At 42.5% G+C, this 26,752-nt stretch carries 29 protein-coding genes; 19 read left to right on the plus strand and 10 right to left on the minus strand.

Annotation, left to right across the window (positions count from 1 at the left end):
* Window positions 1-62 precede the first annotated feature (62 nt).
* Both ICN27_RS02150 and ICN27_RS02155 read left to right on the plus strand, forming a co-directional pair.
* Window positions 63-2,963, plus strand: coding sequence for an FAD-binding and (Fe-S)-binding domain-containing protein (locus tag ICN27_RS02150; protein WP_216268807.1), 2,901 nt, complete (start codon window positions 63-65; stop codon window positions 2,961-2,963).
* Between the two features lie 160 nt (window positions 2,964-3,123).
* Complete coding sequence (locus ICN27_RS02155) at window positions 3,124-3,573, plus strand: polymer-forming cytoskeletal protein (protein WP_215309246.1); 450 nt, start codon at window positions 3,124-3,126, stop codon at window positions 3,571-3,573.
* 68 nt (window positions 3,574-3,641) lie between these two features.
* On the opposite strand, the gene ICN27_RS02160 is transcribed toward ICN27_RS02155, so the two are convergent.
* Both ICN27_RS02160 and ICN27_RS02165 read right to left on the minus strand, forming a co-directional pair.
* Entirely contained in the window at window positions 3,642-4,049 is a 408-nt protein-coding gene (locus tag ICN27_RS02160) for a polymer-forming cytoskeletal protein (RefSeq protein ID WP_215355879.1), read from the minus strand.
* Window positions 4,050-4,147: 98 nt separating this feature from the next.
* Window positions 4,148-4,495 carry a hypothetical protein gene (locus ICN27_RS02165; RefSeq protein WP_215355881.1) on the minus strand — a complete coding sequence of 116 codons (348 nt, stop codon included), beginning with the start codon at window positions 4,493-4,495 and terminating at the stop codon, window positions 4,148-4,150.
* 189 nt (window positions 4,496-4,684) lie between these two features.
* On the opposite strand from ICN27_RS02165, the gene ICN27_RS02170 reads away from it, so the two are divergent.
* From ICN27_RS02170 to ICN27_RS02180, 3 genes are all read left to right on the plus strand, one after another.
* Window positions 4,685-5,719, plus strand: coding sequence for a RodZ family helix-turn-helix domain-containing protein (locus ICN27_RS02170; protein WP_215309252.1), 1,035 nt, complete (start codon window positions 4,685-4,687; stop codon window positions 5,717-5,719).
* A gap of 41 nt (window positions 5,720-5,760) precedes the next feature.
* Entirely contained in the window at window positions 5,761-6,228 is a 468-nt protein-coding gene (locus tag ICN27_RS02175; RefSeq protein ID WP_215309254.1) for a polymer-forming cytoskeletal protein, read from the plus strand.
* 94 nt (window positions 6,229-6,322) lie between these two features.
* Window positions 6,323-6,700 carry a hypothetical protein gene (locus tag ICN27_RS02180; protein WP_215309256.1) on the plus strand — a complete coding sequence of 126 codons (378 nt, stop codon included), beginning with the start codon at window positions 6,323-6,325 and terminating at the stop codon, window positions 6,698-6,700.
* On the opposite strand, the gene ICN27_RS02185 is transcribed toward ICN27_RS02180, so the two are convergent.
* Both ICN27_RS02185 and ICN27_RS02190 read right to left on the minus strand, forming a co-directional pair.
* Entirely contained in the window at window positions 6,701-7,075 is a 375-nt protein-coding gene (locus tag ICN27_RS02185; RefSeq protein WP_215309257.1) for a hypothetical protein, read from the minus strand. It abuts the gene before it with no gap.
* Between the two features lie 44 nt (window positions 7,076-7,119).
* Window positions 7,120-7,419: a hypothetical protein gene (locus tag ICN27_RS02190; RefSeq protein ID WP_215309259.1), complete on the minus strand. Its 300-nt coding sequence runs from the start codon at window positions 7,417-7,419 to the stop codon at window positions 7,120-7,122.
* Between the two features lie 316 nt (window positions 7,420-7,735).
* Between ICN27_RS02190 and ICN27_RS02195 the strand changes: the two genes are divergently transcribed.
* The 3 genes from ICN27_RS02195 to ICN27_RS02205 all read left to right on the plus strand — a co-directional run bounded on the left by ICN27_RS02195 (window position 7,736) and on the right by ICN27_RS02205 (window position 9,567).
* Window positions 7,736-8,248 carry a hypothetical protein gene (locus tag ICN27_RS02195; RefSeq protein ID WP_216268808.1) on the plus strand — a complete coding sequence of 171 codons (513 nt, stop codon included), beginning with the start codon at window positions 7,736-7,738 and terminating at the stop codon, window positions 8,246-8,248.
* Entirely contained in the window at window positions 8,245-8,706 is a 462-nt protein-coding gene (locus ICN27_RS02200; RefSeq protein ID WP_216268809.1) for a hypothetical protein, read from the plus strand. The genes ICN27_RS02195 and ICN27_RS02200 overlap by 4 nt, the downstream gene beginning before the upstream one ends.
* A gap of 84 nt (window positions 8,707-8,790) precedes the next feature.
* On the plus strand, window positions 8,791-9,567 hold the full coding sequence (locus tag ICN27_RS02205; protein ID WP_216268810.1) for a GGDEF domain-containing protein: 777 nt from the start codon (window positions 8,791-8,793) through the stop codon (window positions 9,565-9,567).
* Window positions 9,568-9,571: 4 nt separating this feature from the next.
* Here ICN27_RS02205 and rpoN read toward each other — a convergent pair whose 3' ends face one another.
* Entirely contained in the window at window positions 9,572-10,966 is a 1,395-nt protein-coding gene (gene rpoN, locus ICN27_RS02210) for an RNA polymerase factor sigma-54 (protein ID WP_215309266.1), read from the minus strand.
* A gap of 310 nt (window positions 10,967-11,276) precedes the next feature.
* On the opposite strand from rpoN, the gene ICN27_RS02215 reads away from it, so the two are divergent.
* The 11 genes from ICN27_RS02215 to ICN27_RS02265 all read left to right on the plus strand — a co-directional run bounded on the left by ICN27_RS02215 (window position 11,277) and on the right by ICN27_RS02265 (window position 20,247).
* A complete protein-coding gene (locus ICN27_RS02215; RefSeq protein WP_216268811.1) occupies window positions 11,277-11,459 on the plus strand; it encodes a hypothetical protein in 183 nt (60 codons plus the stop codon).
* Between the two features lie 138 nt (window positions 11,460-11,597).
* Complete coding sequence (locus ICN27_RS02220; protein WP_216268812.1) at window positions 11,598-12,020, plus strand: surface-adhesin E family protein; 423 nt, start codon at window positions 11,598-11,600, stop codon at window positions 12,018-12,020.
* 16 nt (window positions 12,021-12,036) lie between these two features.
* Window positions 12,037-12,798, plus strand: coding sequence for a hypothetical protein (locus ICN27_RS02225; protein WP_216268813.1), 762 nt, complete (start codon window positions 12,037-12,039; stop codon window positions 12,796-12,798).
* Window positions 12,799-12,875: 77 nt separating this feature from the next.
* Window positions 12,876-13,652, plus strand: a complete 777-nt coding sequence (locus ICN27_RS02230; RefSeq protein WP_216268814.1) for a hypothetical protein — start codon at window positions 12,876-12,878, stop codon at window positions 13,650-13,652.
* Between the two features lie 5 nt (window positions 13,653-13,657).
* Complete coding sequence (locus tag ICN27_RS02235; RefSeq protein ID WP_216268815.1) at window positions 13,658-14,677, plus strand: PDZ domain-containing protein; 1,020 nt, start codon at window positions 13,658-13,660, stop codon at window positions 14,675-14,677.
* Window positions 14,674-15,081, plus strand: a complete 408-nt coding sequence (locus tag ICN27_RS02240) for a hypothetical protein (protein WP_216268816.1) — start codon at window positions 14,674-14,676, stop codon at window positions 15,079-15,081. Before ICN27_RS02235 ends, ICN27_RS02240 begins: the two co-directional genes overlap by 4 nt.
* A gap of 47 nt (window positions 15,082-15,128) precedes the next feature.
* On the plus strand, window positions 15,129-17,123 hold the full coding sequence (locus ICN27_RS02245) for a hypothetical protein (RefSeq protein WP_216268817.1): 1,995 nt from the start codon (window positions 15,129-15,131) through the stop codon (window positions 17,121-17,123).
* A gap of 33 nt (window positions 17,124-17,156) precedes the next feature.
* The gene (locus ICN27_RS02250) at window positions 17,157-18,632 is read left to right on the plus strand and encodes a hypothetical protein (RefSeq protein ID WP_216268818.1); all 1,476 of its coding nucleotides are present in this window, start codon (window positions 17,157-17,159) and stop codon (window positions 18,630-18,632) included.
* Window positions 18,632-19,318 carry a flagellar basal body P-ring formation chaperone FlgA gene (gene flgA / locus ICN27_RS02255; RefSeq protein ID WP_255534942.1) on the plus strand — a complete coding sequence of 229 codons (687 nt, stop codon included), beginning with the start codon at window positions 18,632-18,634 and terminating at the stop codon, window positions 19,316-19,318. The genes ICN27_RS02250 and flgA overlap by 1 nt, the downstream gene beginning before the upstream one ends.
* 68 nt (window positions 19,319-19,386) lie before the next feature.
* Window positions 19,387-19,737, plus strand: coding sequence for a flagellar biosynthesis anti-sigma factor FlgM (locus ICN27_RS02260; protein WP_216268820.1), 351 nt, complete (start codon window positions 19,387-19,389; stop codon window positions 19,735-19,737).
* A 96-nt stretch (window positions 19,738-19,833) separates the two neighbouring features.
* On the plus strand, window positions 19,834-20,247 hold the full coding sequence (locus ICN27_RS02265; protein WP_216268821.1) for a hypothetical protein: 414 nt from the start codon (window positions 19,834-19,836) through the stop codon (window positions 20,245-20,247).
* A 19-nt stretch (window positions 20,248-20,266) separates the two neighbouring features.
* Here the strand turns inward: ICN27_RS02265 and ICN27_RS02270 are convergent, their stop codons facing one another.
* The 5 genes from ICN27_RS02270 to ICN27_RS02290 form a co-directional block, all read right to left on the minus strand.
* Window positions 20,267-20,956, minus strand: a complete 690-nt coding sequence (locus ICN27_RS02270) for a FliA/WhiG family RNA polymerase sigma factor (RefSeq protein ID WP_215355921.1) — start codon at window positions 20,954-20,956, stop codon at window positions 20,267-20,269.
* A gap of 45 nt (window positions 20,957-21,001) precedes the next feature.
* A complete protein-coding gene (locus ICN27_RS02275) occupies window positions 21,002-21,814 on the minus strand; it encodes a hypothetical protein (RefSeq protein ID WP_216268822.1) in 813 nt (270 codons plus the stop codon).
* On the minus strand, window positions 21,811-23,502 hold the full coding sequence (gene flhF / locus ICN27_RS02280; RefSeq protein ID WP_216268823.1) for a flagellar biosynthesis protein FlhF: 1,692 nt from the start codon (window positions 23,500-23,502) through the stop codon (window positions 21,811-21,813). Before flhF ends, ICN27_RS02275 begins: the two co-directional genes overlap by 4 nt.
* A 33-nt stretch (window positions 23,503-23,535) precedes the next feature.
* Entirely contained in the window at window positions 23,536-25,626 is a 2,091-nt protein-coding gene (flhA, locus tag ICN27_RS02285; protein WP_216268824.1) for a flagellar biosynthesis protein FlhA, read from the minus strand.
* A 293-nt stretch (window positions 25,627-25,919) separates the two neighbouring features.
* Entirely contained in the window at window positions 25,920-26,624 is a 705-nt protein-coding gene (locus ICN27_RS02290; RefSeq protein ID WP_216268825.1) for a tetratricopeptide repeat protein, read from the minus strand.
* Window positions 26,625-26,752: the final 128 nt, after the last annotated feature.

Raw genomic sequence — 26,752 nt, forward strand, 5'->3', positions numbered from 1 at the left:
GATAAAATGACCAATGCCCTGAAAGGGGGTCATTGCATCTAAGCATCTAACAAGGATTGAATATGGGTGGTATTTCTCAGTGGGAGCAGCTCAATGTTGAGCTCACAGCGGCTCTTGGAAGCTCCGTTCATTTTGATACGGCTCATCAGGCGGTTTATGCATCAGAGGCTTCTAATTACCGTCAAATCCCGATTGGGGTTGTGACTCCGAAAAATACCGAAGAATTTGTCAAAGGTATCGAGATTTGTCATCGCAATCATGCTCCGGTACTCATGCGTGGTGCTGGCACCTCCATGAATGGCCAGACGGTCAACAATGCGGTGGTTTTTGATATCTCGAAGTACTGCAACCATATTCTGGCTCTAGATCCAGTGGCTGGTAATGCTGTTGTTGAGCCTGGAGTCATTTGCGATTCACTGCGTGATGCTGCTGAGTTGCATGGTTTAACTTTTGCGCCAGATCCTTCTACGCATAGTCGTTGTACCTTAGGCGGTATGGTGGCCAATAACTCTTGTGGCGCCCATTCAGTGATGGCCGGCAAGACATTGGAAAATACCGAAGCTTTAGAAATTCTGACTTATGATGGTGAACGTTTTTGGGTTGGCCCAACATCGGATCAAGAGTTACAAGAAATCATTGCTGCTGGTGGGCGTAAAGGTCAGATCTATCAGGATTTGCTGACCTTACGTGATCGCTATGCCGATCTCATTCGTGCGCGTTTCCCGAATATCAAGCGTCGCGTCTCTGGTTATAACTTAGATCAACTCTTGCCGGAAAATGGATTTAACGTTGCCAAGGCTTTGGTGGGGACCGAGGGGACCTGTGCATTAACTCTCGCCGCTAAGGTGAGGTTGGTAAAAAGCCCTGCTAAACGCGTTGTCTTGGTATTGGGATTCGAGGATATTTACGTAACAGGTGATGCTGTACCCGAGTATCAATCTTTTAATCCCATTGCAATCGAGGGTTTAGACTACAAAATCATCCGTGGCTTACAAGAGCGTAATTTAGCAAAGGCGGAGATTGACTTATTGCCGGCTGGAAATGCTTGGGTAGTTGTTGAGTTCGGTGACGATACGATTGAGGGCGCAATTGCGCAGGCTGAAAAAGCGCAGGCGTATTTCAAAACAAGAACTAAGGGTCCCCGGCCATCAACATGGTTAGAGTCTGATCCATTAGTACAAAAGCGTATTTGGTCAATTCGTGAAAATGGTGCATCTGCTACCCATTTATCCATTGACCCAAATTCTCCTGACCCAGTGGTAGGGTGGGAGGATGCCGCGGTTGATCCAGCACGTTTGGGCGAGTATCTGCGAGCTTTCCAGAAATTAGTGGACTCTTACGAGTATGAAACTTCACTCTATGGACACTTTGGTGATGGATGTATTCATGCACGCATTACCTTTAACTTTCGATCTGCAGAGGGCGTCGCTAAATTTAGATCGTTTATTCGTGATGCAGCAACCTTAGTAGTTGAGTTTGGTGGTTCGCTTACGGGTGAGCATGGTGACGGTCAGGCCAGAGCAGAATTTCTCCCCATCATGTTTGGTGAAGAGTTGATGGGCGCGATGCATGAGTTCAAGCGTATCTGGGATCCTCAAAATAAACTTAATCCTGGCAAAGTAGTGCACCCTTACCGTGTAGATGAGAATCTGCGCATGGGCCCAGAATACAAAATCGTCAATATCAAGACGCGCCTAAACTTCTTGAGCCAAGAGGGCAATGGCTTTCAGAGAGCGGTTGAACGGTGCGTTGGTATGGGTAAGTGCCGTAGTGAAAAAGTAGGCACGATGTGCCCAAGTTATCGAGCTACAAAAGAAGAGCGTTTCTCCACTCGTGGACGTTCACGACTCTTTTGGGAAATGATTCAGGGTGAAGTCATTCAGGATGGCTGGGAAAGCAAGGAGCTTAAAGAGGCGCTAGATACCTGCCTCTCTTGTAAAGGTTGTAAGAGTGACTGTCCAGCCCACGTTGATATGGCTTCTTATAAAGCCGAGTTCTTATCCCACTATCACGAGACTAATAGTAGGCCTCGTCAAGCCTTGACTATGGGGCGCATTGGTGACTGGGCGCCGTTGGCAAGCAAGTTCTCTTGGCTTATGAATGGCGTCATGCAAACGCCTGTGATCTCTACTTTCGCTAAATGGGTTGGTGGCGTAGCGCAAGAGCGTAGTCTGCCTAAGTTTGCGAGCCAGTCCTTTAGAAAGCAATTTAAGTCATCAAAGAATGTCAGCATTGGTCAGAAGAAGGTCATTCTTTGGGTAGACACATTCTGTGAGCATTTTCATCCAGAGGTTGCTCATGCAGCAGTCGAAGTGCTTGCTAATGCAGGCTTTGAGGCGACCTTGCCTAAAACGCCTTTATGCTGCGGTCGTCCTTTATATGACTTTGGTTATCTGGATCTTGCCAAGCAGAAGCTTGAGAAAATTCTAGATGCTATCGGAAGTGAGATTAATGAAAATCCTAATTCTCCGATCGCAGTCGTTGGCCTTGAACCAGGCTGCATGTCAGTATTCAAGGATGAATTGCTGAAGTTTTTCCCGAATGATCCAAGGACAACTCTTTTAGCCTCGAGTAGCTATTTATTAGGAGATTTCTTGCATGAGCACGGCTATACTCCGCCACCGCTAGACTGCAATGTCTTGGTCCACTCACATTGCCATCAGAAATCATTATTTGGTACTAAGGGGGATCTAGCGCTGTTGGCTGCTTTGGGTGCTAAGGCAAATTACATTGATAGCGGTTGCTGCGGTATGGCGGGTTCATTTGGATTTAATCCAGAACATGTCGGAATATCCAAAGCGGTTGGCGAGCTCGTGTTGTTGCCAGCAATTCGGGCTGCCGAGCAAGAGACCATCATTCTGACTAATGGCTTTAGCTGTCGAGAGCAGATTGAGCAAGAGACTGGTCGCAAGGTTAAACATTTGGCTGAGTTACTGCTAATGGCGCACCAATCTAAAATCTAGTTAGTGGATGCTCACTTTCTACTCGTATATTCAAAAAATCACTGAGATCAGTATTTAAATTCCCTAAAGATAGTCTAGATACAGATAGAATAGTCGTCCGGCGCGAATATCGAAGTATGCAGCTTATTGCGTAATTGCAGGATAGTTAAAGGAATGAAGAATGGTCTTCAAAAAAACACAGTCTATTAAGTTTTTACAGCCCACAATGGAGTCCTTTGAAACAATCGTTGGGCCAGCTACCGAGGTTCATGGGCGAATTGTCGCGAATGAAAGTTTGCGCATTGATGGTCGCGTAGTTGGCAATATAGAATCACGCCAAGGAAAAAACGTGAGCATTGCTCTCGGTCGTACTGGCATGGTTCAAGGCGACATTAATGCTTTTAGGGTGCTAGTTGCGGGACGAGTGGAGGGTAATATCTATGCCACTGAGCGCGTGGAGTTGCATGAAGGGGCTGAAGTACGTGGAGATATTACTTATGGACAACTCGGAATCGAGCATGGTGCTAAGTTAAACGGTTTAATGATTTCCAAAAGCAGTGAAGAGCCAGAGGGGGCAACGGATTCAACCGCAATTTTCCAGGCAAATTGGAATAAAATTAAAAGTCAATGATTGCTTAATACCTGCTCTTGGCGCTCAAAAGATCCCTACAAGAGGGGATCTTTTATCTATAAGCTGTATTAATCGATATCGCTAATCTCATCTTTCGGATGGATATCAGCTTCAGTTAGAGGTTGTCTGACTGAAGGTATGGGGGCATCAATCAGGCGTAGCTCACCACTAAGCTTCGCTCCTTTTTCTACGCTCATTTCTGCATATTGTGTAAGACCAGTAATTTTTGCACTGGATCGAACGTTCAAATGATTGGTGACATTGAGGCCTTGGGTAACTTCACCGCGAACCTCGACAACTTCCGCATTGATTCTGCCGTTAACAATTCCTGAGGTGTCAACCAAAACTTCTTTAGTGTTCAACTCACCCTCTACAAGGCCTGCAACCACTGCCATTTCTGGTACCTCAAAGGTGCCCCTAACAATGACCCCTTCGCCTACAAAAAGTGATCCTCTAGGATTGTTATCGGCCATCATATTTCCTGAATAAGTGAGTACGTGCTAATAATATAACAATACCAACAAATTGGGAGCCTCAGAGGAGCATGCCGCTGAGTGAATTTTTAAAATATAGCTTAATCCTTGGCGCTTGTAGGTATGGATAGTTCCGCAAACTGATCCTTTAAGTTCTTAAGAGTAAGGATCTTGCTCTCGATTATGGGGAGTTGCGTCTGAAATGTCTGGATTTTCTGCTGATAAATGAGCTCTAAGTCATCCATCTCCTTGCGGGAAATGACCCCCCCCATTTGTTTTGCCATTTCGGGATTAAAGCGAATCGCCACCCTAAAGCCAAAAAAATGGATACTCATGCCAATCAGAATAAATACGCTAAAAGATAAAAGCGCAATCTTAATAACGGTTTTGCGGGTAATTTTTATCTGCTTCATAGATGAAGTAGACCCAGAAATCCAAATTAACTGCATTTTTTGCCCTCAAATAATCTTGGAGCGATTCTAGCATTAAGAAGCATTTACATTATTCGTTCTAATAGGCTTTTCTAATGATAATTTGATACTATGCTCTTTAATGTAGTTTTGCTTTCCAGGGAATATGAGATGTCTTGGATTTTCAAGATAATTTGTGCGTTGCAATAATTTAATGGTGTTACAACAATGCGGCCTCACAAGCACGATGCACAACTAGAAATTATTGGCTCAGTATTAAAAGATGCTAGAGAGAAAAAAAATCTAGCCCGGGCAGAGTTTGCTAATTTATGTTGTTTGTCCACTAAAATGATTTTGGAGTTGGAAGAGGGTGGCATGAGCTCTTTCTACACATTTGAATTAAAGATCGCCACCGCTAAGCGAGTTGGTAGAGTGTTGGAGCTAGATGAAGCATCTTATTTGATAGATCCCAGAGCCACAGAATCTGCTGACGACCCTTTAGTTACGCCAATTGAAGAACAAGAAATTTCCGCTCCTAAAAAACTTGAGGTAGTCGGAGCTGATTCAGGCCCAAAAAATCCCCCGCTAAAAAACGAGACCATCTCTCTCGCAGAGCCCGCAAATCCTCAGGTTCTGAATCTTGATGAATCACTGAGTCATGCTGATGGAAAGCATGGTTTTAAGTTCAGCTCTGCCGGGGCTAGTGTTATAACCCTCAGAGTGATGGTAATCCTGTTTGGTTTTTCAGTACTGACGGGCGCTATTTATGGGTTAAATGAACGGTTTAACATCATCAATTTAGCTATTGGGCTGGTAAGCCCCCCGCAAAAGGCCATAGTAGCTAATGATGCCCAGGATGTAAAAGTTGATGAAGATTTAGCTCTAAAGTCCGATGGTTCTGATGCTTCGGTTAAATCGCCAGAAACTCAGCCAGCTCAAGCGCTTCTGAGCACTCCTGGTGAACAATGTCCATATAAACAGGAAGCGCAATTACCTAGCTATCAATCTCCCAATCCCTCTAAGAAGGGAGATACTGTAAATATTAAATCTCTTATTAAGCAAGCCATTTGTGTTGTGGATAATTCTGGGAAACAAACCGTTGTGAATCTAGAGTCAAATGCTTCTTATGCATTTCGGGGCACCTCCCCATTTGTGGTGATTACTCAGGACTTAGATAGCGTGGAAATGTATTTCCAGGGCTGGAGAGTTCGCTCACCAAGCGCAGGCGCAAAGCAGATTAAATTATTGGAAGTTTCGCTATAAAGTTTTCATAAGCTAAAAGAAGCAAAAATTAAGGTATAGAAATGTTTGAATTTTCTAAAAAAAGTAATCCCAATACAGATACTCAACTGACATACTTAACTACAGTTGGAGCTGGTTCCATTATGAAGGGTGACTTTATTCATAATGGAAACATGCTTTTGTTAGGGCATTTAATTGGCGATATTTCCCAGACTGAGGACGAGGGCTCTGGTAATGGTCATACCGCCGTAATCGGATCTACCGGATTCTTATTGGGGAACATTTATAGCCCACATGCGATCATTATTGGAAGAATCGAGGGTTCGGTATTTGCAAAAGGACGCGTTGAAATTTATCCCGGAGCTGTAGTGATTGGAGACGTTACTTATGCGCAGATTAATGTGCATCCAGACGCCAAGGTCAACGGTAATCTCAGGTGTTTATTGCCGGATGCCGCTGAGCAAAAAAATCTCTCTTTAAGTAATGAGGAGATACCAAGTAATGTTGTTCTATTGGCTAAAGCAGAGTGATATTAAAATTCAATGTGGCCGTTGGATCAGTCATCTGCAGCCGACAAGCGCTCTCACAAGCTTGAAGTATTGATATAAGGGGATGTCTGCTCTAATGAAAACCCCTTCCCTCCTTTTAAGACTCTTTGTTTTATTGCTAGCTTCAGGAGGGCTTTTTTACAGCTACTACACTCGGGATTTGCCTGAATGTAAGGATGAATATATTCAGATATTGTTAAATCAAAAGATTCGAAATCACGAGGATTTGATTCAAGACTCACGCACATTGGCTTTTAATGACATAGCAGAATTGTCACATCGCAATGGGGTGCGCATATGCTCTACTAATCTACTCACCAGCCAAGGTATCTATTCGATAGGCTACCAGGTAGTCAACCCAGAGATGGGGCAGGAAACAATCTGGCAGCGCTTAATGGGCTCTACTGATTATTCGGTCAAGATTGAATATGTCAGGAAAACAGAACGAGACTAGTCACTTGGGATAGGCGACGTTCTTTTGAAAATCTTCAGTTTTCCAGCTTTTACTTAAATCCCCCGTTGGGCCATAGACAACAAATGTGTATAAGACTCCGACGATTAATCCGGCAATCAAGCCTATTTTCAGGATTGAGTAATCACGTTTCTCCGGCACTACTTTGCTAGTAAGGGGCGGTTTATGCGAGGTGAAAAATTCTGGAAATGCTGTTTCTAAAGTAATGCGTGCTTTTTTAATATGCTGGTAAACATGCTCCTCACTCTCGCCTTGTTCTAAACCAAGCGCAGCATTTTCATAAGATTTACTCGCAGACTCTAAAAGTTTTGCAATATGAGCATAGCTTTTTTGGCGATTCGTTGTATCAGGCGTCATGACGATGTTTGATTTCTTTCATCCGAGTAGCTTATTACAAATATTTACAGAAAAAATCTACCCACTATGTACAGAGTGATTCCTGCAGCAAATACATAGGCTATAGACTTAAGTAGTGTTTTCTCTATAGTGTTTTCAATAGTTTTTTCAATGCCATCTTTTAGATTTTTATTGTGAGCTATTTCCTCAGAAATAATATTTTTAATATTCCAAAGATCTTTTCGGATAACGTTTAAGCTCTCATCTAATTTTTGATCTTTTTGCTGTAAAAGAGCACTAATGGTCGAAAGATGTTTGTTCACTTCTTTTAGCTCATTAACAGCAGATTCATCTAGATTACTCATATTTGCTCAACACTAGAGATAATTTATTTTCGGCATTTTCTAATCTTATCTGCTGACTTAAACCTTGAGGCGGAATAAGGCATTGATTTGATAAATATGGCTTCATAGTAGGTGATTATTAGAAAAAAGTCGAATTTGCTTGGGGTTTGCAGAGCTTCATTGTGTTTTTCAGCTTTCTTTTAGGGGTCTCAAAAGATTTGCTTTATAGTGTTACGCTAATAATAGCAAATTCAATTTGCAGGATGATCAACTAGATATCGCCTGGACTATGCCCAAACAACCAATATCCATCGCTGCAAAAATAAGGAAGTTGGTGATGAATATCACCAAGTGGATTCTTTATGTATTGATCATCCTTGTTTTGGCCTACGCTTCTTTCAAAGTTTGGGAATATAAGGGCGAATATGAGAAAGAAAAAACAGCAAAAATCCTCGCCAAAGAACAAGAAATAGAATTTGATGATTTGAGAAAAAACTTAGCAACTTACGCCCCTTTATTGGTTGGTAGCCCTTCCTCAGTATTGACAACGCGTGCAAATGGAAAATTCATTCTTGCCTATATGCTTGGGGCAGAGATTGAAGCATTTCAAAATGCATTTGAGGAAAGTATGCCCATCATCTATGTAGGCAGTCAAATACTGGGGGCTGGTTGTAAAAAGTCAGATTGCGAGGAATCTAGCGCTGCTTTTGTAATTGAGCCTGCCAATGGAAAAGTATATCTAGCCCTTAGAAAAAATGGGGAGTTAACTTTTTATGGGCTAGAGGATAGTAAAACTATTCCTTTAGCTTTTGAGAAGTGGCAAGGCTTTAAGAAAGCTGGGGTACAGTGATGAAATTTGTCATAAGCTTTTTACTCTTGTCATTGTGGGTGACGATCGTCCCTGCTAAATCTTCGCAAGAACCCCAATCCCTGAAGTCCAATTTACAAAAACCTGAACCAAAGGCGGCAAACGATAAAGATATTATTTTGAGTAAAAATACTCAAAGTACCCTGTATTTGTTGTCAGGCTGGGGAAAGGCCGAGGGGCCTTATGTTTGGTTTACTGTTTCCGCACATTTCAATGAAAATCAAGTTGCCCCAAATAGCCAAACTTTCAACTTATTTAGCGCAAGTGGTGCCCTGGATTGCAAGGACAACAGTACTTTCTATTATCTAATTTCTTACATGTACTTTGATCCTAAAACAAAAAAGCTCAACGAAATTTACTCTGAGAAAAATAAATCCAACGTCATGAAAATTGAATCCACTACCACGGAGTCAGACATCAAGAAGATTGTTTGCAATTAAGTTAGATATTGATTCATTTAGGATGAGTATGTAGATCACCCATCCTCTGCTGTAAAGTTTGGCTACCTAATATAGAGAGTTGAAATGGGCAGAGACCAAAAAAAAATTGTTGTTGACAATGCTATTACTAAAGAAACAGGTCGTAATCGCAACGCCCCCAATGTAAGCGAAGCATTGGATGCTGATGATCCAATTCAAGTAGCTGAGCATTTTTCAAACTTAGTTGCTAAGCTACAGCAGCTTGTAAAAACTGTAGATCAAAATGATTTATTAAAATATTTTCATCGAGATAGTAATGCAACAGCTATTGAGCGTCGAGTGTTGGATCTGATGATTTATGGCGAAGAGTTTGACACCAAAACCAGGCATGACCATTTAACTGGCTTATTGGAGCGGACTAGTTTCTTGGAAAAACTCAATTATGTTTTATCGAAGCCTCTTAAGCACACTAATTTAACCGCAATAATCTTTGTCGATTTAGATGACTTTAAGGCAATCAATGATCAGTACGGTCATGGCGCTGGAGACGAGGTGATATCAATCATCGGCAGACGGATCTCTGCATCCATTCGCGCGCAGGATTTAGCCTGTCGTTGGGGTGGTGATGAGTTTGTTTTAGCATTACAAGATATCACTAACAAAGATTTAGTCAGTCAATTAGCCAATCGTTTGCTAACAGCAATCTCGCAACCTATTCAGCCTAGATCTAAAGAACCATTGCAGTTACTGCTGGGTGCAAGTATTGGTGTCGCAATCCTGGATGATATGAGTCTCAGTTCGATGGATTTAGTTGAAAGGGCTGATAAAGCAATGTACCTTGCTAAAAATGCTGGGAAGAATTTCGTTGAGTTTTATTCTTAAGGGTTTATTTTTTTCGAAGGTGCACTGCTGGAATACGCATCCCTTCTCGATATTTGGCTACCGTTCGCCTAGCAATTTCATAGCCTTGATCACCCAGTAACTTAGCAATTCTGCTATCAGAGATAGGCTTTATCGCTGATTCTTCTTGGATAATTCGCTTAATTAGTTCCTGAATTGCAGTTGAGGAAATTGCGACACCTTTATCAGAATTTAATTGGCTACTGAAAAAGTATTTGAATTCAAAAATACCTAGCGGACAAGATAAATATTTTTGTGTCGTCACTCTCGAAATTGTTGATTCATGCATTTCTAAAGTTTCTGCTATTTCACGAAGAACAAGTGGCTTCATTCCAATTGCACCCATGGAAAAAAATTTTTGCTGGTGTTTGACTATTTCATTTGCTACTCTGAGGATCGTATCTTCTCTCTGAGCAATATTTTTGATAAGCCAACTTGCTTCTAGAATTTTTTGTTTTAAGACTCCATCAGCTTTTCCTTGCCCGCTCTCTTTCAGTATTTTGGCGTACTCACTATTGAGAGAAATACGTGGCCTAGCATTGGGGTTTGATTCGACAACCCATAAGTTATTCATGGATTTGACCACTACATCAGGCAGAATCCATTGGTCGTTCTCACGGTCAAAGTAAGCGCCTGGATTGTGTTGCAAGCTGCGTATAAGCTCTACTGCTTTGAGGACTTCCGCTTCAGTTTTGTTGCTCGCCTGTTTGATCTTGAGCCAATCTTTTGAGCCAACCTTGTTTAAATGGGTATTGACAATATATTTGGCTAGCTCCCATGCCGATTGATCGTGGGTGGGTTTTTCCAAAATACGATCAATTTGCAGTGAGAGACATTCCGCTAAATTGCGTCCACCAATGCCGGGCGGATCAAGTGATTGCAGTTTTTTTAGTGCAGACTCTATTAGATAAAGCGTGCTTGATTCTGGACTATCAAGCTCATTTTTGATCTCAGCATGAATTGACTCGAGATCATCAATTAGGTAACCTCTGTCGTCCAGACAGCCCGCAAGATAGGTAATGATCAACCGCTCTTGTGGGTCAACATGAAGGAGATGAATTTGTTCCTCGAGATACTCTAAAAGAGTTTGTTGATGGGCTATGCGTTCATACCGCTCTGCCCAGTCATCGTCATCATCCTGAGAGGCTCTATTGCTTGAGGTCCATGAGTTTTGCGTCTGCTCAACCCGTTCAGAAGATTGAGAAAGATTAAATTCAATTTCTGGATTTGGCTCAAATTCCAGTAAGGGATTATCTTCAGCGGCCTTCGCTAATTCCTGCTCTAGTTCATTATTGGATAACTGTAATAACCGGATTGTTTGTTGCAGTTGAGGTGTTAGGGTGACCTGCTGACTAACTCTAGTATTAAGCGAAATAGCCATTTTTTATATTTTCTTGTGGTTCGCTAATGAAAATTCTATCGTCGCTGACCTAATTTGATATTACATAAGAGGGTTTTGAGAGGCTTTCGGCTCATATTAGCTGTCTAAATGTGATCTATTTGTTTTATTGCAAAAGTAGCGCCCAATCAATTGCATCCATTCTAACCATTTATAATAAAAAATCTATATAAATTAAAGGGTTAAGAATATTTTTGCACCTTTTAATGCAATCTAGGCTAAATTATTCTAAGCAAACATGGCAAACTTACCGTAGTAAGGAGTCAATAGACTATATAAAGCATTTCATATTATGGAAAATCCTGTCATTACTGAGCACCGTATACGTGGCGATCGCTTTTACGCTATAGAAAAAAACAACAAAATCGCTTTTTACACAACTAATATTGCGGCTGCACGCTATTGGGTCAAGAATGTGACCGACAAGGAGTCTCTTGCTATTGAGGAATCCTCAGAAGGTAAGTCTGAGGGGTAATGAATGGCATGCAATTGATGTTTATTTGGGGCTAATTTAGGATTATTCCGAAATCCCCCCAAAAAGAGGAAAAAGTCTCCTGGGCAGCTCAATTAGCCCATAACTCCGTATAATAATCCATTCATTTGGTTTATTAGCATGACTCATTCCCAACTCTTTTTTTTTACCTCCGTCTTGCTTTTAGGCTCTCTAGGGCAGAGCTATGCAATGACTCAGGCCGAAAATGACATGGTCACAGTTTTGGACAAGAGAGGGTATTCCATTGCTTATTTCAAAAGCTCTATTAAGGCATTGCCTCCAGAGTCAAAAAAAGTATGGATTATTACCAATCGTCAAGCAATAGACGAGACCACTAAGCAGCGCATTGGATCTGTGCGAAGCAATATTCTATTTAATTGTAAATATCAGACTTTCTCTACCTTGGCAGTTATTCAATACTCTGAATCAAATGCACAGGGTAAGAAGATTTTACAAACAGAGACTGGCTTCAATTTGGCGGACGATCCAGTGCCCGAGGATAGCGCTCTGGCAATCATACAAAAACAAGTCTGCAATCCTTAATTTAAATCTAATTCATATGCCCATTATTACCTACCCCCCCGAATTACTCGAAAAAATAGATCCTCAATTTCATATCGAGCACTCGGCTATTGCTAAAACCATGCTTCGAGAAATTAGTAAAACCCCTTTGGCAGGGGTGCATGCCATTGATGGATCTGGCTCAGAGTTTGCGGTAACTGTCCTTGATATTTATAAGGGATTACTTGTGTTAAAGCCAGAAACCGAGCCTCCTAAGGGGCTCAGCAGCATTATTGGCACCAGTCAGATTGTTGTGGCTTGCAATGAAAACTCAAAAATGCAGTTTTTGTCGAGTGATTTTAGGATGCATGAAGATGGCAACTTAATAACTTGCGCTCTTCCGCAAGATCTTATTGTGATCCAGCGTCGCAAAGAGTTTAGGACATTGGGACCTAGCGACGAACAGTTTAATTTCGTACTTTCACTGGGGGCTGGCCAAGAATTATTAGCGAGAGTGAGTGACATTTCTGATCATGGTATTTTGCTAGATATTCGTTTGGGCGCAACTGAGGTTGAAGTGGGGAGATATTGGCATTCAGGATACTTTGAGCGCCAAAAGTCCCGCTCAGGTGGTATTGACTTAATTATCCGAAATGTGCGACCTGGTAAGGCGCTTGATCGAATTCGAGCGGGTTGCGAGTTGTACAACCCTAGCAAGAATGCGCTCAAAGATTTTGAGTCCACTAGAAATGCCATTGAAAATGCCCGTGTACAAGGACGCTTAAATCGTTGGTATGCGTCGGCTAGTTGGTGTGAATAACCACAGTGTTTGCACCCTAATTTTATGAAGCTAAAGTCATGAGCTTGTTTACTAATCTTACAAGTGGAAAATTGATCATGATCCTCAGTGTGATCATGCTTATTCCACTGATGTATTTTTTTATTCGTGATTTTTACAGCAAAGTGGTTGATGAGGTAAAAAATACCGGCCATTCTGTTCCAGTTGAACCTATTATGGTGACAAGCTTAAATAAGACAAACCAGCTTGAAGAGGTTATCAACCAAAAGATCGCCAATATGAAGTTGGATTTAATGGCAGAGCGATTACGTATTACTTCAACAGCTGATGTCTTAAAAAACCTTGCATTTGAGCGACATCTTCCAGAAACTCTCTATCAGATTTATTTTGAGACCAGAGCTTTTCCTCGAAAAAACGTAGAAGCTCAACAAACAGATTTGGAATGGCATGCCAAAGCAGGTATTACAGAGCTTAAGGTAGAGCCGATGCCATTAGATGATGGCACTGTTATTCAATTCACTTTACAGAATTATCCCTATGCGCTTAGCGCTATCAATCATCGCTTTGCGAGAACCTATTTTGTTGAGTTGACTTTACGAGATGTTGATGGCACTCGCTTATTCGTAGTGCGTATTAAGGCCAATGAATTAACTGGCAGAGAGATTTTGGAAACAGCCATAATTGAAATGAAATCCGGTGAGTGGATAGATGATCTTGCTAGTTGCCGCCTATTGATGGATAAGCGCAAGACTGAGGTTCAGTTAATGGCTGAGCATCGTGAAGTAGAGATGTTAAAAAAGCGTTTTATTTTAAATAACGCTAGCGATAAGCTTGTTGCGAGTAAAGTTAATACTAAGCCGCGCAAAGGTGAATGATCATTGTGACTGAAAAAATGACTTTCTACTCACAAAAAAATATCTATTTTTGGTTTTTAACCTTTTCTGGATTCCTGTTTGCGGTCTCTTTATTGGTGCTACTTGGGGCTGCAAATGATTTATCAGAATCTTCTTCTGAGTTAAAGCAGCTTAAAGTTGCGATGCCAGTAATAGAGGATTTTGTTGCAACTCAAAAAATTGATGTTCGCCTCAATAAAAATCAGCGCCGCTTAAAGCCTAGCGATATTCCAAAATTAGTCGATGGTGCAATTATTCCAGTAAATACAGATGAGGCGGTGAATCGTGCTTTTCAATTTTTTTCTGAATTTGAAAACAAACGTTCTGCATCATTGCTTGCACTTGAATTACCCACTGTAGAGTCAATTGAACTTGGCTCACCTGCTGAGGCAGCAGGCATAAAACCGGGCGATTTAATCTTATCTGTTAATGCAACAAAGATTGAATCTGCTTTAGGTTTTTATCTTGCATTGAACGAAAAAACTTCCGCGGATGTAAACGTTAAATTATTGAGAAATAAAAAAGATAGTTTGACAGTTGTAATGCGCATGGCAGATAGGTCGACAATCACGGGAAGTAATTGTGGGATTAAATTTACCCTTCCTGGTGATGTTATCTACCTGACAGAAGTTGAGACCAAGCGACTTGCAGAGCTATATCGTCGGGATGTATTGTCAACGATCCCGGTAGATTGGCGGGCCGAAGTATCTAATGATCTGATGCAAATTGCTAGACGCCTTAATGCTATTGCAAAAAACGTGATTGATCCAGCCGGTGTAAACCCAGTCAGAATACAAACCAAAGATGTAGTTGTTTGGCATGGTAAAAAGGTTACAGAAAACATTGATATTTACTTTTCCCAGAGACGTAAGATTGAAGCTAAAAATGTCTCTTATATGACGGGGATCGGAGATGCATTTGTTGGATTTGTGTGCAGTGTGCTCATCTTCGCTGTGGCACTTGCCATATTTTGGTATCAACGTCGTGAATCAGGAAAAAAGTCATGACAACATTACAAATGCAAGATTACTGGCTAGGAATGCGGATTAATGGTGGTCGTTATGCAATTTCGACGAAATTAATACAGGCTGTTTTTTTGCATCCTGAGTCCGAGCAGATGATGAAAGATTTGCGTATTAATGGTGTCGTAGTCTATAAGGGCGAACCCATTTGTTTACGTAATCATTTTCAATTACTGCGCTTTGATCAGCGTGGAGATAGTTTTGTAGATTGGCAGCAGGTCCTAAAGCAGTCTAGTGCACCTTGGGTCATTGTGCTGAGAAATGGCCCTCAAGAAGGTTTGGGTTTTAGGGTCAATAATATTGTTGGACCTTTTTACGCTGAGACGATACCTGATTCTTCATTCTTTTATCACAACGGCGCTGATTATCATTTGGTAGGGGTCTCTTAAGACCGATATGCAGATCAGTCACTTAATCGCTAGTCGAGATCATTTACATGAATAAGAAAAATAATAGCCATATCTTTTCCCAGCGCCCAATTCTTTTTTGGCAATGGGTATCGTACATCTCGTTTGCTCTTGTGCTGGCTGCTAGTATCGGCGCTTTTTTCTCTGCGCGTTCTTGGGTATCTGAGGGCAAGTATTTGCAATCGATTGATGGTGAGCAAGTAGAAGTTTTGCGTTTGATTCCTTTTTTAAAAGAGTTGCAGCAACAAACAAATGGCCCTATCGCCCTTGAACCCGCTTTTTTTGCGAACTTAAAAAAAGCCGAGGTCTTCTTAAAATCAGCGACTGCAGACTTGAAGAGCCAATCTGAGTTAAGTCCTAATTCAGTATCTACAGTATCGAGCAAGGGGATTAGTGAACCTAGTGCATTGAAGTCTTTAAGTGGAGGAGTGGCAGATCCAGCCATCAAAAAACCTAGCACAACTAAAGAAGCGGAATCGTCTATTCCTTTGTTGCCTCTATCTGATAATCCGATCGTCGCTCTCTTTCAAAGGATGGACTCTAAACTAATGTCAGTCGTTTTCGGTAAGCCGGAGAAATATGCCGTGAAGTCTGATAAAAAAAATGACGAGGAGGGATCTGAGCAGACAGAGTCAGCTGAAAAGCTCAAGAAAAATCCAAAACCTTCCACTCCGCTTGAGGTGCTACTAAGCGCTAAAGATACTGAGCAGTCAATTGGAGTAATACTTGCACAAGAAAAGGGCTTAAATGATTTGGCTGTCTTAGCAAGGTCAGGTGAGGTATTAATTGGCTCTAAAGGACCGCTAGAGTTAGATAAATTACCCTCTGAATCTGCTGTAAAAAAATATGCGGAAAGTATAGGTAATTTTGTCAAAGCACATAATGCTTGGCAAAAAAATATCACTGATACTACGACAACATCAGATCTTCAAAAAGCACTTGCCGCAGTTCTTGAGCAAAAGGTGATTCTGGAAATTGATATCGGTAAAAAAACAGCTGGTAAGTCAAACCTTAAACCTACAGATGTAGCGCCGAAGGTACCGCAAAGTCCTTGGTATTCAAAGTTACCGCAAGAAAGTGCAGCGGTACTTAATGTCTATGTTTTAAATATGCGGGCAGTCAAGGATTTCGCCAACGACTATAGTTCTTTGCGTCTTGCAGCGCAAAAAAAATCCCAATCGATTCAGTATTTTGACTTTAAGGGTGCCGGTGGATTTCTAGGATTAATTTTAGTTTCAGCCATTTCGGCTTTTGGAATCATGCTGGGTGCTTATATGGTGCTTGTGAATACCGCACGTAATGCGCAAGATTTGCAGCGGGCATCTAAGCAGACTAAGGCTGCTGGTAAATTATTAAGTTCAATTGACTTAGGTTTTGCAAGTACGCCAAGCAATAAAATATCCAAAGCTAATTCGCAAATCAGTGATTCTGATCAGTCGACAGATCAACTCAATGTGAAGACGGTGATGAATGTCATCTCTGAATTAAGTGATGAACTAAAAAATAAAATTAATAAAATTGATACGCACTTTAAAGTACTTGCTCAACTCAATATCAAATTACGACATTCGATTGACACACTGCATGAGAAGAGCGGCCAGATTCGTACAAATGCATCTGATAAAAGTAGTAACTCACCATATAGCCAAGAGATGGGTGTGAGCAGAGGTGGGCCTTTAGATCAATTACAAGACGCCTTTTCTGCTTTAAAGCAACAGGGTGTCCGTCTTTACTTAGCCATCTTGGATAACCATTCTAGTAAACAGCTTGCCGTGGAAACAGAACAGCTAAATTTATTGGTCGAGAGAGTGGAGGCTACCGTATCGAAAATGCGTTCGACCTTAGCTACTGCATTAGAGCAAGCATCCCCCATAGACGAGCAAGCGCCACTGATTTCTTTAGAGGCCATTGAGCTCTTAAGTATGGATGCTAAACAGGTAATGCGTGATCTACAGTTATGGCAAGGTGAGTTTGATGGATTAAATAAAGCTTTTACTGAATTAAAACGAGAAGCAAGGGTCTAATGCAATTGATTTTTTATAAGGCGTAATGCAAATATGGCCGAAGAAAAACCCCTGTTTTTAATTGATATTGATCGCGCTATTGAGGGTCTGCAGTCTGCTGCCCCCAAAAAAGGTTCGGTATCAGTGGTATCGATTGAGCCCTTGATCATGCATAGTATTGATTTAGCTAATGCTCTAGATGGTGCTGGATTAGATGCTTTAAGTGAGATGACTAGCGAGTTAGCACAGTGTTTTAAGAAAAATGATGCGCAAGCCTTTTTGGTATTGGATGATCTAATCAGTCTAGTCAGGTCAGAAGTTGCATTTACGCATCCATCGGTAACGAGTGAAGTATCTTGTACTTTAGAGCAATTAAATCAAGCAAAAGCCTTATTCGCTAGCAACTTGTCGCAAATTCAAAATGGTTTGCCAGTCTCCAAAAATCCTGATGCTGTGTTGTCTCCAGATCCGTCTGCTGAGACAGCATCTGTGATTGCTCACGCAAAGATGGAGGCTATCAGTGCCAAAGAGGACTTGCAAGAATTTGTGAGAGCGCCAATGATTGAGATGCCTGCTGCTTCAGCTGAGCCTGAGTTTTTGCCAGAGCCTTCTATTACGGAATTGAGTGCTTTATTTGCACCGCGCCTACATGAAGAGTCTCCGGTAGTTTTCACTCCTCCTGAGCCTAGAGCATTTTCTTTTCCCGAGGGTTTGACTCGTCCTCTAGAGCGTGAAAATTCATTAGATTATTCAGGAAGTCAGCGTTATTTAGACAAGCATTTTTCCTTGGATCGTACTCATAACCTCAATCGTATGCAAATAGCACGAAGTTTAGTCACGAAGACTGACAACTGGAATGCTGTAGAGCTTGATTTCTTGCTTGGGCGTGAGCAGGATGAGCTTACTAAGTCTGGCCAACAATCATTGCGTCATGTATTTGAGAATTTGACAGATGAGCTTTTGATTGATGAAGTATATGCTGATCCTGAGATTGTTCAGCAACTGGTCACGATCATTAGCATCTTGCCACCTTGCCCTAGTATTTTTGCGGTTCAGCAAGATCTGATGATTTTTATTGACTTAGACCACATAGCCTTATCGGCTGAACATCTCTTGGCAGCGGGCAAGATGATGGCCGAAATTGGGGGGTCACTTGAAATACATCATGAAGGAGTCCGTTTATCATGTCCATCAAGTTTATTAAGAATGTCAATGGTCTTTTTTGGACGTCACGGGCAAAACTATGCCATTTCCGCAATTCAATATTTAGGGGAAGAGGCTCTCAATAAACCGGTGGATAGTAAGATCGATGCATTGGGCGAGATTTTGCATCCTGCCAGGATAATTAATCTGCTGGTGGGCAATCAGCATTATTCTATTTATGCTCATGAATTTTTAGGAGTTCAGAATATGAATATCCACCTCAATATCCCTAAATTAGTAGAGCGCCCTTATTGGCTGGCTGGCATGGCCTTAGATGGCATGAATAATGTTTACCCTTGGGTAGCCTTGGATCGGTTTACCAAATAATGCCGCTTTGTAATCGTTTTTTGATAGGGTTGATATTTAGTACGCTGTCATTAGGACTTCATGCTGCTTTACCTCCTGATATTGAACAGGCTATCAAGCGATTTATTCAAAAAAGCCCCACTGTCAACGGTTTGCGGGTGGAGACAGAGTGGCTAGAACCAAATTTGACTATTCCACCCTGCTTGGGCGGCAGTATTGAGATTTTGACTCCTGCAGGCGCGCGTTTATGGGGTAGGTCCATGATCCAATTGCGTTGTACTAAAGCCGCTTGGTTAATCAATGTCCCAGTAAATATCCATGCTTATGGAGACTATGTTGTAGCCAGCCGATACCTCCCGTTTGGCCAAAAGCTCGAAATTGGGGATATTCGTGTATTGGAGGGTGACTTAACCGTTCTGCCGGATGATGTTCTGCGAAACCCTAGGGCAGCTTATGAGCGGATTTTAGGTAAATCTTTGCAAATGGGTATGCCAATTGGGCTAAACGATTTAAAAGAATCTGCCGTAATAAAGGTAGGAGATCCTGTTAGGATTCAATTAACAGGTAAAGATTTTCAGGTTTCTGGCGAGGGTATTGCTCAAACCCCTGGGATGATTGGGGATATGGTTAGAGTACGCTTATCGGACGGACAGGTTTTACAAGGCAAGGTATTGAGGCCGGGAATTATTGGCGTAAATATGGAATAAATCGCTAATATGCAGTAACATTAGGCTATGGTTGTTATGTTTTAATAGGCAGTGCTGAGGAGAATGAGATGAAAATTAACGAGAATGCACCATTAATTCCGCCAAATGTTGGAACAGCTAAAGCTGTACCAGGTTCAAACTCGACTGCCAGTACGACTAATACAGCATTAAATCAAACCCCTGCATCAGCAGTAAGTCGCCCTGCGGTTAACCTAGATATTGGACTAACTGCCAAGTTGGCTGAGGCGCAAAGTAGCACTAGCGCTGCTAATCAGGTTAGCGATGACCTGCTTATTAAAAAACTACGTGATAAAGTAGCCAGCGGTCAATTTGAGATTGATTACACCCAAATCTCTCAGGCAATGTTAAAAGACGTAGTCGCAGCAATTGGGCAAAAACCAAATCGCCCCCAAAGCTAAGTTCTACCGTTAGATCCACTCGATTCTATTGATTTCGTTTTATCTTGCTCACATTCTGAGCTCGAATTACTAAAAACAGAAAAATCCAAGTTAAAGATGGTAAAAGTTCAGCCATCAATGTCTTTTGATGACCTATTGTCGTTCTTAAAGGGCGTTGCAAGTGCTATTGATGGTTTGCGTGCTGCTTTGGAGGCGAATGATATGGATCGACTGCCAGCATCACTGGAAAATACCAGTGCCGCTTTGGATGCTATACAGAGTTATCCAGGCGGTACCGAGAAGCTCAAGCAAGATATTCACCAATTTGAGCCGGAAAAAATGAAGCAATTATTAGTGCTACTCGATGAAGCCTCAGTCAACCACCAAATCAATGGGGATTTGATTCGCTTGGCCATGCAACGTAGCTCTGCTATGCAGTCTTTTATTGCTCAGCAAGCACCAAGCGCAACTTACGGAAGTGATGGGGGAGTGCCAGGATCGGTAGGCGGAGTGCTGTCCCGCAAAGTCTAGCGCAAAAAGCTTTTAAGAACTAAGACTTTAGTTTTGCCCGAATGCGGATCATACCTTGCGTATGAATCTGGCTAATGCGCCCAGGGGTAATATTCATAACCAGGGCAATTTCTCGATAAGATAGATCTTCTTGATAGTGTAGGGCCATCACTAATTTTTCATTATCGGGTAGACCTGACAAAATTTGGGCTATCCGTTCTGCAAATTGACTCATTGCTACAGAGCGCATCGGGTCAGATTCATCGGTATCCGAAGGCATGAGATCATCCGATAAATCATCCAACGGCATTAAATGCACCATATTAGTGATGATGGCGTGGTATGACTCAATACTCAAATCAGCGCCTTGGGCAATTTCTTTTTCCGATGGGTGGCGCCCTAAGGTCTGCTCTAAACGGCGCGTTACTTTTTCGATTCCAACTAGTTCATCGCGCTGATTGCGCGGCAAAATATCATTTTTGCGGCAGGAGTCATAAATAGCGCCCCGTATGCGGGTTTTAGCATAGGCTTCAAATGCTAAATTGGGTTGGGGTTCATAGCGCTTGAGAGCATCTAATAAACCCGTTAACCCTTCCTGAATGAGATCATCTACCTCAACATTAGGCGGTAAGCGAGAACAAATTTGATGGGCAATCCGCTTTACCAAGGGTAAATGAGTGCGAATGGCTTCGTCAATATCAAGAGACGCAAAATAACTAGAAGGCTTCAATGACAGATCGCTTAAAGGCGGGGTTAAAGGTGCATGACTAAGTGCTTAGCTACTAATTTTCGCAGAAATTGCCTTAAAAAAGCCCATTGGCAAAACAAATTCTTCTTGAGGGCCTTCGCTAGGCGCATTCCAACTTTGATCATCCGGATCTAATGTAACCCGCCGAGCCGTCACCGCAGCAATCCAGCCAATAAATTCAATCTCCTCATGCAGAGCAGATCTGGCGGCATTTTGTAATCGTTCAAATGCAGCGGTACCGGCAGCCTCATCTTCTCCCCCAACAATAATGACTGCTAGTGGCTCATTCACCTGGAAAATAGCCATTTGGCGTAGCATCACCAGAGCCTTACTAAGCGATACTTGATCACCTGCTGTGACTAAAATCCGCTGAATATTGCTGCCATAAAACGCCACGATTTGCGCTTGTGGATCAATCGTAGGAAAGATGACATAGTCAATGCCCATTTGTTCTTGGATAAGTCGCACATCAAGCTGAGGATATTTTGCAAAGCGATGCTCAACTTCAGATCGTAGTTTGGTACTGGTGGCATACCAAAGATATTCATCAATCTGACGAATACTGCGCGATAAAGGAACTGCGTTATTAAAGACTTGACCTAAATCATAACGTGTCGGATATAAAAATCCAGACATTGTTTTACGTTGCGCGAGTGGAATTTCATCGACTAGTAAAACATGGTTATTGTGTTGTTTAAGACTTTGGGCAGTGCCATGGCCTAAATGAATTGTACTATCCGCATCTAGAGTGCTTGCAATGCAAATAATTCGGCATAGCTCTGCGCCAAAGATATTGCGTAGCCCTTCAGCCTGATCGTTACCACTCACTACCGTACTCATGAATTCACTTTGCGAATCCAGTCGCCTAGGTGATCAGACAAAATGGCGGGAACTTGTTCGTCAGTGATAGAAAACGTTTCAGAAAAAGCACGCATTGCCATCGCACGATGACTTAGATAGTTGATATCGGGCAGACTTAAATCTTCTGGCACTCGCTGACCATTTGAAACAAACAAAATTGACAAATCATGACGAATGACGCTATCAATGACTGGCGCTAAGTGGGCTGCCTCATCAATTTTAGTAATGATGACAGAGTCTAATTTATTGTTGTGACTATTTTGCATTGCTTGATTGTGCAAATTAATCACCTCTTCTTGGGTGCGTAAATCCGTAGTAGAGCTCATTACCAAAATCCGTTTTGCACGATCTGATCCATTTTGGAGCAGTTGGCATTGCTCAACCATCAGAGTGTCCCGCTGACTCACGCCAGCGGTATCTAACAAAATAATTTTACGATTAGAAAACTCTTTAATTTTGCTTGCTAAATCTTCACTATCCCGCAGCGCTGTGACAGACAGGCCTAAAATTTTTGCATAAGTCTTGAGTTGCTCTTGGGCTCCAATTCGGTAGGTATCAGTAGTAAGCAGCGCCACTTGATTGCGACCATATCGCAGGACACAACGCGCTGCAATCTTGGCAACAGTGGTAGTTTTACCAACACCGGTCGGACCAATAAAGGCAAAGACACCGCCTCGATCAAAGAGGTCAAACGCCCGAGAAGTTTTGATTAAGCACTTGATTTGCTCACGCGCATTTTTAATAAGTTGTTGGGTATTGAAATCATCCGGTAAATTGCGGGCAATTTGAGCGCACAATTTAGGAGAAAAGCCACTATTAAGTAGGTGCTTCACAATCTCCGTTACGTGGGAGCTTTCTTGTTGTATGTTGCCCCATAAGTTGCCAGCCACATGTGATTGCAGTAGATACTTCACCTCACTAATTTCAGCTAGTAATTGCTCTACTTTTGGAGCGGTTGCCGCCGCAGGTAGTTGCGGGGGGCTAATAGTGGATTTGGCATCAGTGCTGATGCTTGCCATCAGTGAGGATGCAGCACTGGCAGTGGAGATTTCATTGACAATCGGGGTCGGATTGAGCGCCGCTTTAGCATCTGCTTTTGCTTCTGCAAATGCAACCGCATCTTGTTTCTTTTTCGCGCTGACGGCTGCACTAGCACTAAAGAAGGCATCGTTATTCGATGGATTGATGACATTCGCATCTCCGCGACGGATGCGTTCAACACCATTAAAGGATGCAGGGGTAAAAGTTTCTGAGCCCGGTGCCCTGACTGATCGCTCTGAGCGATCAGAACGTTCAACTCTAGCGGGATTGCGGCGCAAGGAGCCTAAAGGCAAATCTGCACTAAAGGGGTTACGAGCGCTGGGTGGAGCAATGGCGCGATCAAAGCTAGAGCCAAAGTTACTACCTGAGTTATTGCCTAAGTTGCTGCGTCCAATCGGTCTGTCTGATGAGTAATTGGGTGAGTAACTCCCTGGTTTTTTTACACCCTGATTACCAGCTACTGAGGGGTCTGAGAGCGAAGCAAGATCTTCAGAGCTGATGGCAATAATTTCCACACCTTGATCAATATCGGTAGTCGAGATCACCATAGCATCAGGCCCCATTCGCTTGCGAATCTGCTTTAAGGCTTCTGCCGAATTAGCGGCTGTAAATTTTTGGGGGCCCATGGCGTTGCTCCAAATAGGATTACTGTAATTATTTTAGGGGTTATTGCCTGTTTGAGCGCAAAGAACTTTATAAAACTCGAGATTAGACGTAGGCGGTAGCTCACTTAAAGCTAAAACAATGGCTTGTGGGCATACTCGCCTTGCGATGCGGGATAGAGTCATGCGGGTACGGGTACCGCTGACAATGACCGGCGGAAGATTTTGACTCTCTAGCTCTTGAATCCCGCTAATTACCTCTTCCCCGAACATCCTCGCGAGCGAGGGCTCTATGAGGCCATCTGGTGCAATAGCTCCTTGACCAATGGATTGCTCAATTAAGCGTTCAAATTCAGGCTGAATCCCAAGCACTTGGAATGAGCTACCTTCACCAAGTGAGTCTTGGACAATGGTGCGCCTTAGCGCGTAACGTATGTGGGGCAATACTTCTAGTGGATCGCCTAGTTTAGCTGCATACTCGCTAGCCACTTCTAAGATGGTGCGCATATCTTTGATTGGAATGCTCTCATCAAGCAACAGTTGCAGGAGACGTTGTAATTGGGCAAGGCTCACAATTTTAGGGATCACATCTTCTACTAACTTGGGATAGCTCATCTTGAAGTGGTCTACAAGGTCTTGTGTTTCTTGGCGACCCAAGAGTTCAGCGGCATGCTGATGAATTAAATGGTCTAAATGGGTAGTGATCACCACAGCTGGCTCCACTACGGTATACCCTTTGGCAATTGCCTCGTCGCGCAGTTGGCGATCAATCCAAACTGCAGGCATGCCAAAGGTTGGGTCTTTAACCTCAATGCCAGGCAGAGTTTCATTACCGCTTTGCTGAATTGCTAGCAAACGATCAGGCAAGCATTGACCCCGACCTACTTCAGCACCGTAAAGCAAAATACGATAGGTTTCGGCATTTAGTTGCAGGTTGTCGCGAATATGTACAGAAGGAATTAAAAACCCCACCTGAGAGACAAACTTGCGTCGAATTGCCCGAATCCGTTTAATCAAATCACTTTCATCACCCTTATCAACAAGGGGAATGAGCCGGTAGGCTAGCTCTAAAGACAGAGGCTCAACAATCGGAACATCTTTCCATTCCAGTTCTTGGTTGACGGCGGCTGGCTGTGAAGCAGCCAATTCAGCCGCTTTGGCTTCGCGATTAATCTTTTGATGAGCCAAGTAAGCCAAGCCCCCAAAGAGTGAGGCAAAGCCCAGAAAAATAAAGTGCGGCATGCCAGGTAGAACCCCTAGGATTCCCAATACCCCAGCAACCACCCCTAGAGCGCTACTGTTAGCTTCAAATTGCTTAGATACTTGCCCAGAGAAGTCATCTTCTGTAGCAACGCGAGTCACTAAAATACCAGCGGCAGTGGAAATAATGAGCGCTGGGATTTGTGCAACTAGACCATCGCCAATGGTCAGAGCAGCAAACGTGGCTAAGGCTTTACCAAAGTCCATATTGTGTTGCAAAACCCCAATTAATAGTCCGCCTATGAGGTTAATAACCAAAATCATGATGCCTGCCATAGCATCGCCACGCACGAACTTCGAGGCACCATCCATGGAGCCAAAAAAGTCTGCTTCTTGAGCAACATCAGCGCGCCGTGATTTAGCCTCATCTTGTTGAATCAGGCCAGCATTGAGATCGGCATCAATCGCCATTTGTTTACCAGGCATTGAATCTAAGGCAAAGCGGGCAGAAACTTCAGCTACTCGACCAGAACCCTTGGTGATAACTACAAAGTTAATAATAGTGATCACGATAAAGATCACAATACCAACGGCAAAATTACCGCCAATTAAAAATACGCCGAAAGCTTCGATCACTTTTCCAGCTGCATCAGTACCCTTGTAGCCCTCCATCAGCACAATTCGGGTAGATGCTACGTTGAGGGACAGGCGCAGTAATGTTGTGAGCAGCAGCACCGTTGGAAAGGCAACAAAGTCTTTGAAGCTCTTAATATTGATCGCTGTGAAAAGGACGATGATCGACAGGGCGATGTTAAAAGTAAAGAGCACATCTAAGAGAATTGCTGGCAAAGGTACCAGCATCATAATCAAGACGAGTAAGACTAATACGGGGATAGCTCCTTGCGCCGATGGCCTTAGCTTGGTGATGTCAAAACCTAAGATCTTCATATCTTAATAAGTACTGGTAAACAAAGGGACGTGAAGAAAGCCTTCAAAAATTGCCTTAAAAGTAAAAACGTAAAAAAGTGACAGAAACACTATATATGGTGCAAAAGGAAATATTTGCCACTAAATATACCCTATCTACACTAAAAATAGGGGTAAAAAAGTCCCAAAAGTGTGAAAAAGGCAAAAATTTCCTCATGACCTGCTAGCCATGAACTTGGATGGGCTGAGTTTGATCTACAACCGATTTTGAGGTCTGAAAAGCGATAACTGAGTCCCTTGTCAGGGCCCTTTAGTTAAAGAGAGCGATAGAGTTTGCGCATATTTTGAATTTTCCAGTATTGCTGTTCTGCAGCATCATAGACTTTAGTGAAATCGCGTTTAATGGCTTTTTCAAAAATAATGAGGCAACGATGCGCATGTTCATGCTTTTGTAGGGTAGCCAGCGTTAAAAAATAGAAGGCTTTGTCATAATCTTGGGTGATAGCGGTGCCTTTTTCGTATAAAGTGCCCAGGTTATAGGCTGCTACTCGGCTACCCCCATTGGCTCCTACAGTCAGCAATTCAACGCCTCTAGGGATGTCTTTGGGCACGCCTTGGTCAGCACCTGTTCCAAACACATATATATTGCCAAGGTTGCAATAGGCATCTAAAACCTCATCTTTGATGGCTTTTTCATAATATTGGACTGCTGTTTTGATATTACGAGCGATTTCACCGATACCCAGTTCATATAACAGGCCTACGTTAAAGTTGGCATAGCCATTACTCTCTCGGCTGTATGAATTGAGCCATTCAAATAACTTATTGACTTGTTCAGGCTTTAATTGACCATCAAAGCACATTCTAGTTAGGGCAAAAGCAGCCTCTTCGTCCGCCTCATTGACTGCGATATCAAAAAATACCTCAAAAGCAGCTTCGTGGCGGCCGCGCTCGAGGTTAGAAAGGCCAGCTTGTAAACGGGGATTATCAAATTGCATATCCATGGAAAACACTTTCATAAATGGCGAACACTCGCTCTAGATCAATTCTAGGGCTAATTCCAAGGTTAGCAGCTAACGGACCAGGCAATTATTCCCAAAGTATCTACTTGAGACTAAACCAAGGCAAAACACTGCCAAATAAGTAA

Origin of the sequence: Polynucleobacter sp. Nonnen-W13 (genome assembly GCF_018881735.1) — a bacterium.
GTDB lineage: Bacteria > Pseudomonadota > Gammaproteobacteria > Burkholderiales > Burkholderiaceae > Polynucleobacter.

What these genes read in the sequence shown, in the direction of transcription:
- ICN27_RS02165 (WP_215355881.1), bottom strand. Translation starts at nt 4,495, where the DNA reads ATGCAGTTAATTTGGATTTCTGGGTCTACTTCATCTATGAAGCAGATA.
- ICN27_RS02190 (WP_215309259.1), bottom strand. Translation starts at nt 7,419, where the DNA reads ATGAGTAATCTAGATGAATCTGCTGTTAATGAGCTAAAAGAAGTGAAC.
- ICN27_RS02150 (WP_216268807.1), top strand. Translation starts at nt 63, where the DNA reads ATGGGTGGTATTTCTCAGTGGGAGCAGCTCAATGTTGAGCTCACAGCG.
- ICN27_RS02170 (WP_215309252.1), top strand. Translation starts at nt 4,685, where the DNA reads ATGCGGCCTCACAAGCACGATGCACAACTAGAAATTATTGGCTCAGTA.
- ICN27_RS02290 (WP_216268825.1), bottom strand. Translation starts at nt 26,624, where the DNA reads ATGAAAGTGTTTTCCATGGATATGCAATTTGATAATCCCCGTTTACAA.
- ICN27_RS02260 (WP_216268820.1), top strand. Translation starts at nt 19,387, where the DNA reads ATGAAAATTAACGAGAATGCACCATTAATTCCGCCAAATGTTGGAACA.
- ICN27_RS02195 (WP_216268808.1), top strand. Translation starts at nt 7,736, where the DNA reads ATGAATATCACCAAGTGGATTCTTTATGTATTGATCATCCTTGTTTTG.
- ICN27_RS02275 (WP_216268822.1), bottom strand. Translation starts at nt 21,814, where the DNA reads ATGAGTACGGTAGTGAGTGGTAACGATCAGGCTGAAGGGCTACGCAAT.
- ICN27_RS02220 (WP_216268812.1), top strand. Translation starts at nt 11,598, where the DNA reads ATGACTCATTCCCAACTCTTTTTTTTTACCTCCGTCTTGCTTTTAGGC.
- flgA (WP_255534942.1), top strand. Translation starts at nt 18,632, where the DNA reads ATGCCGCTTTGTAATCGTTTTTTGATAGGGTTGATATTTAGTACGCTG.
- ICN27_RS02230 (WP_216268814.1), top strand. Translation starts at nt 12,876, where the DNA reads ATGATCCTCAGTGTGATCATGCTTATTCCACTGATGTATTTTTTTATT.
- ICN27_RS02250 (WP_216268818.1), top strand. Translation starts at nt 17,157, where the DNA reads ATGGCCGAAGAAAAACCCCTGTTTTTAATTGATATTGATCGCGCTATT.
- ICN27_RS02185 (WP_215309257.1), bottom strand. Translation starts at nt 7,075, where the DNA reads ATGACGCCTGATACAACGAATCGCCAAAAAAGCTATGCTCATATTGCA.
- ICN27_RS02155 (WP_215309246.1), top strand. Translation starts at nt 3,124, where the DNA reads ATGGTCTTCAAAAAAACACAGTCTATTAAGTTTTTACAGCCCACAATG.
- ICN27_RS02225 (WP_216268813.1), top strand. Translation starts at nt 12,037, where the DNA reads ATGCCCATTATTACCTACCCCCCCGAATTACTCGAAAAAATAGATCCT.
- ICN27_RS02160 (WP_215355879.1), bottom strand. Translation starts at nt 4,049, where the DNA reads ATGATGGCCGATAACAATCCTAGAGGATCACTTTTTGTAGGCGAAGGG.
- flhF (WP_216268823.1), bottom strand. Translation starts at nt 23,502, where the DNA reads ATGGGCCCCCAAAAATTTACAGCCGCTAATTCGGCAGAAGCCTTAAAG.
- ICN27_RS02240 (WP_216268816.1), top strand. Translation starts at nt 14,674, where the DNA reads ATGACAACATTACAAATGCAAGATTACTGGCTAGGAATGCGGATTAAT.
- ICN27_RS02245 (WP_216268817.1), top strand. Translation starts at nt 15,129, where the DNA reads ATGAATAAGAAAAATAATAGCCATATCTTTTCCCAGCGCCCAATTCTT.
- ICN27_RS02215 (WP_216268811.1), top strand. Translation starts at nt 11,277, where the DNA reads ATGGAAAATCCTGTCATTACTGAGCACCGTATACGTGGCGATCGCTTT.
- flhA (WP_216268824.1), bottom strand. Translation starts at nt 25,626, where the DNA reads ATGAAGATCTTAGGTTTTGACATCACCAAGCTAAGGCCATCGGCGCAA.
- rpoN (WP_215309266.1), bottom strand. Translation starts at nt 10,966, where the DNA reads ATGGCTATTTCGCTTAATACTAGAGTTAGTCAGCAGGTCACCCTAACA.
- ICN27_RS02205 (WP_216268810.1), top strand. Translation starts at nt 8,791, where the DNA reads ATGGGCAGAGACCAAAAAAAAATTGTTGTTGACAATGCTATTACTAAA.
- ICN27_RS02175 (WP_215309254.1), top strand. Translation starts at nt 5,761, where the DNA reads ATGTTTGAATTTTCTAAAAAAAGTAATCCCAATACAGATACTCAACTG.
- ICN27_RS02265 (WP_216268821.1), top strand. Translation starts at nt 19,834, where the DNA reads ATGGTAAAAGTTCAGCCATCAATGTCTTTTGATGACCTATTGTCGTTC.
- ICN27_RS02180 (WP_215309256.1), top strand. Translation starts at nt 6,323, where the DNA reads ATGAAAACCCCTTCCCTCCTTTTAAGACTCTTTGTTTTATTGCTAGCT.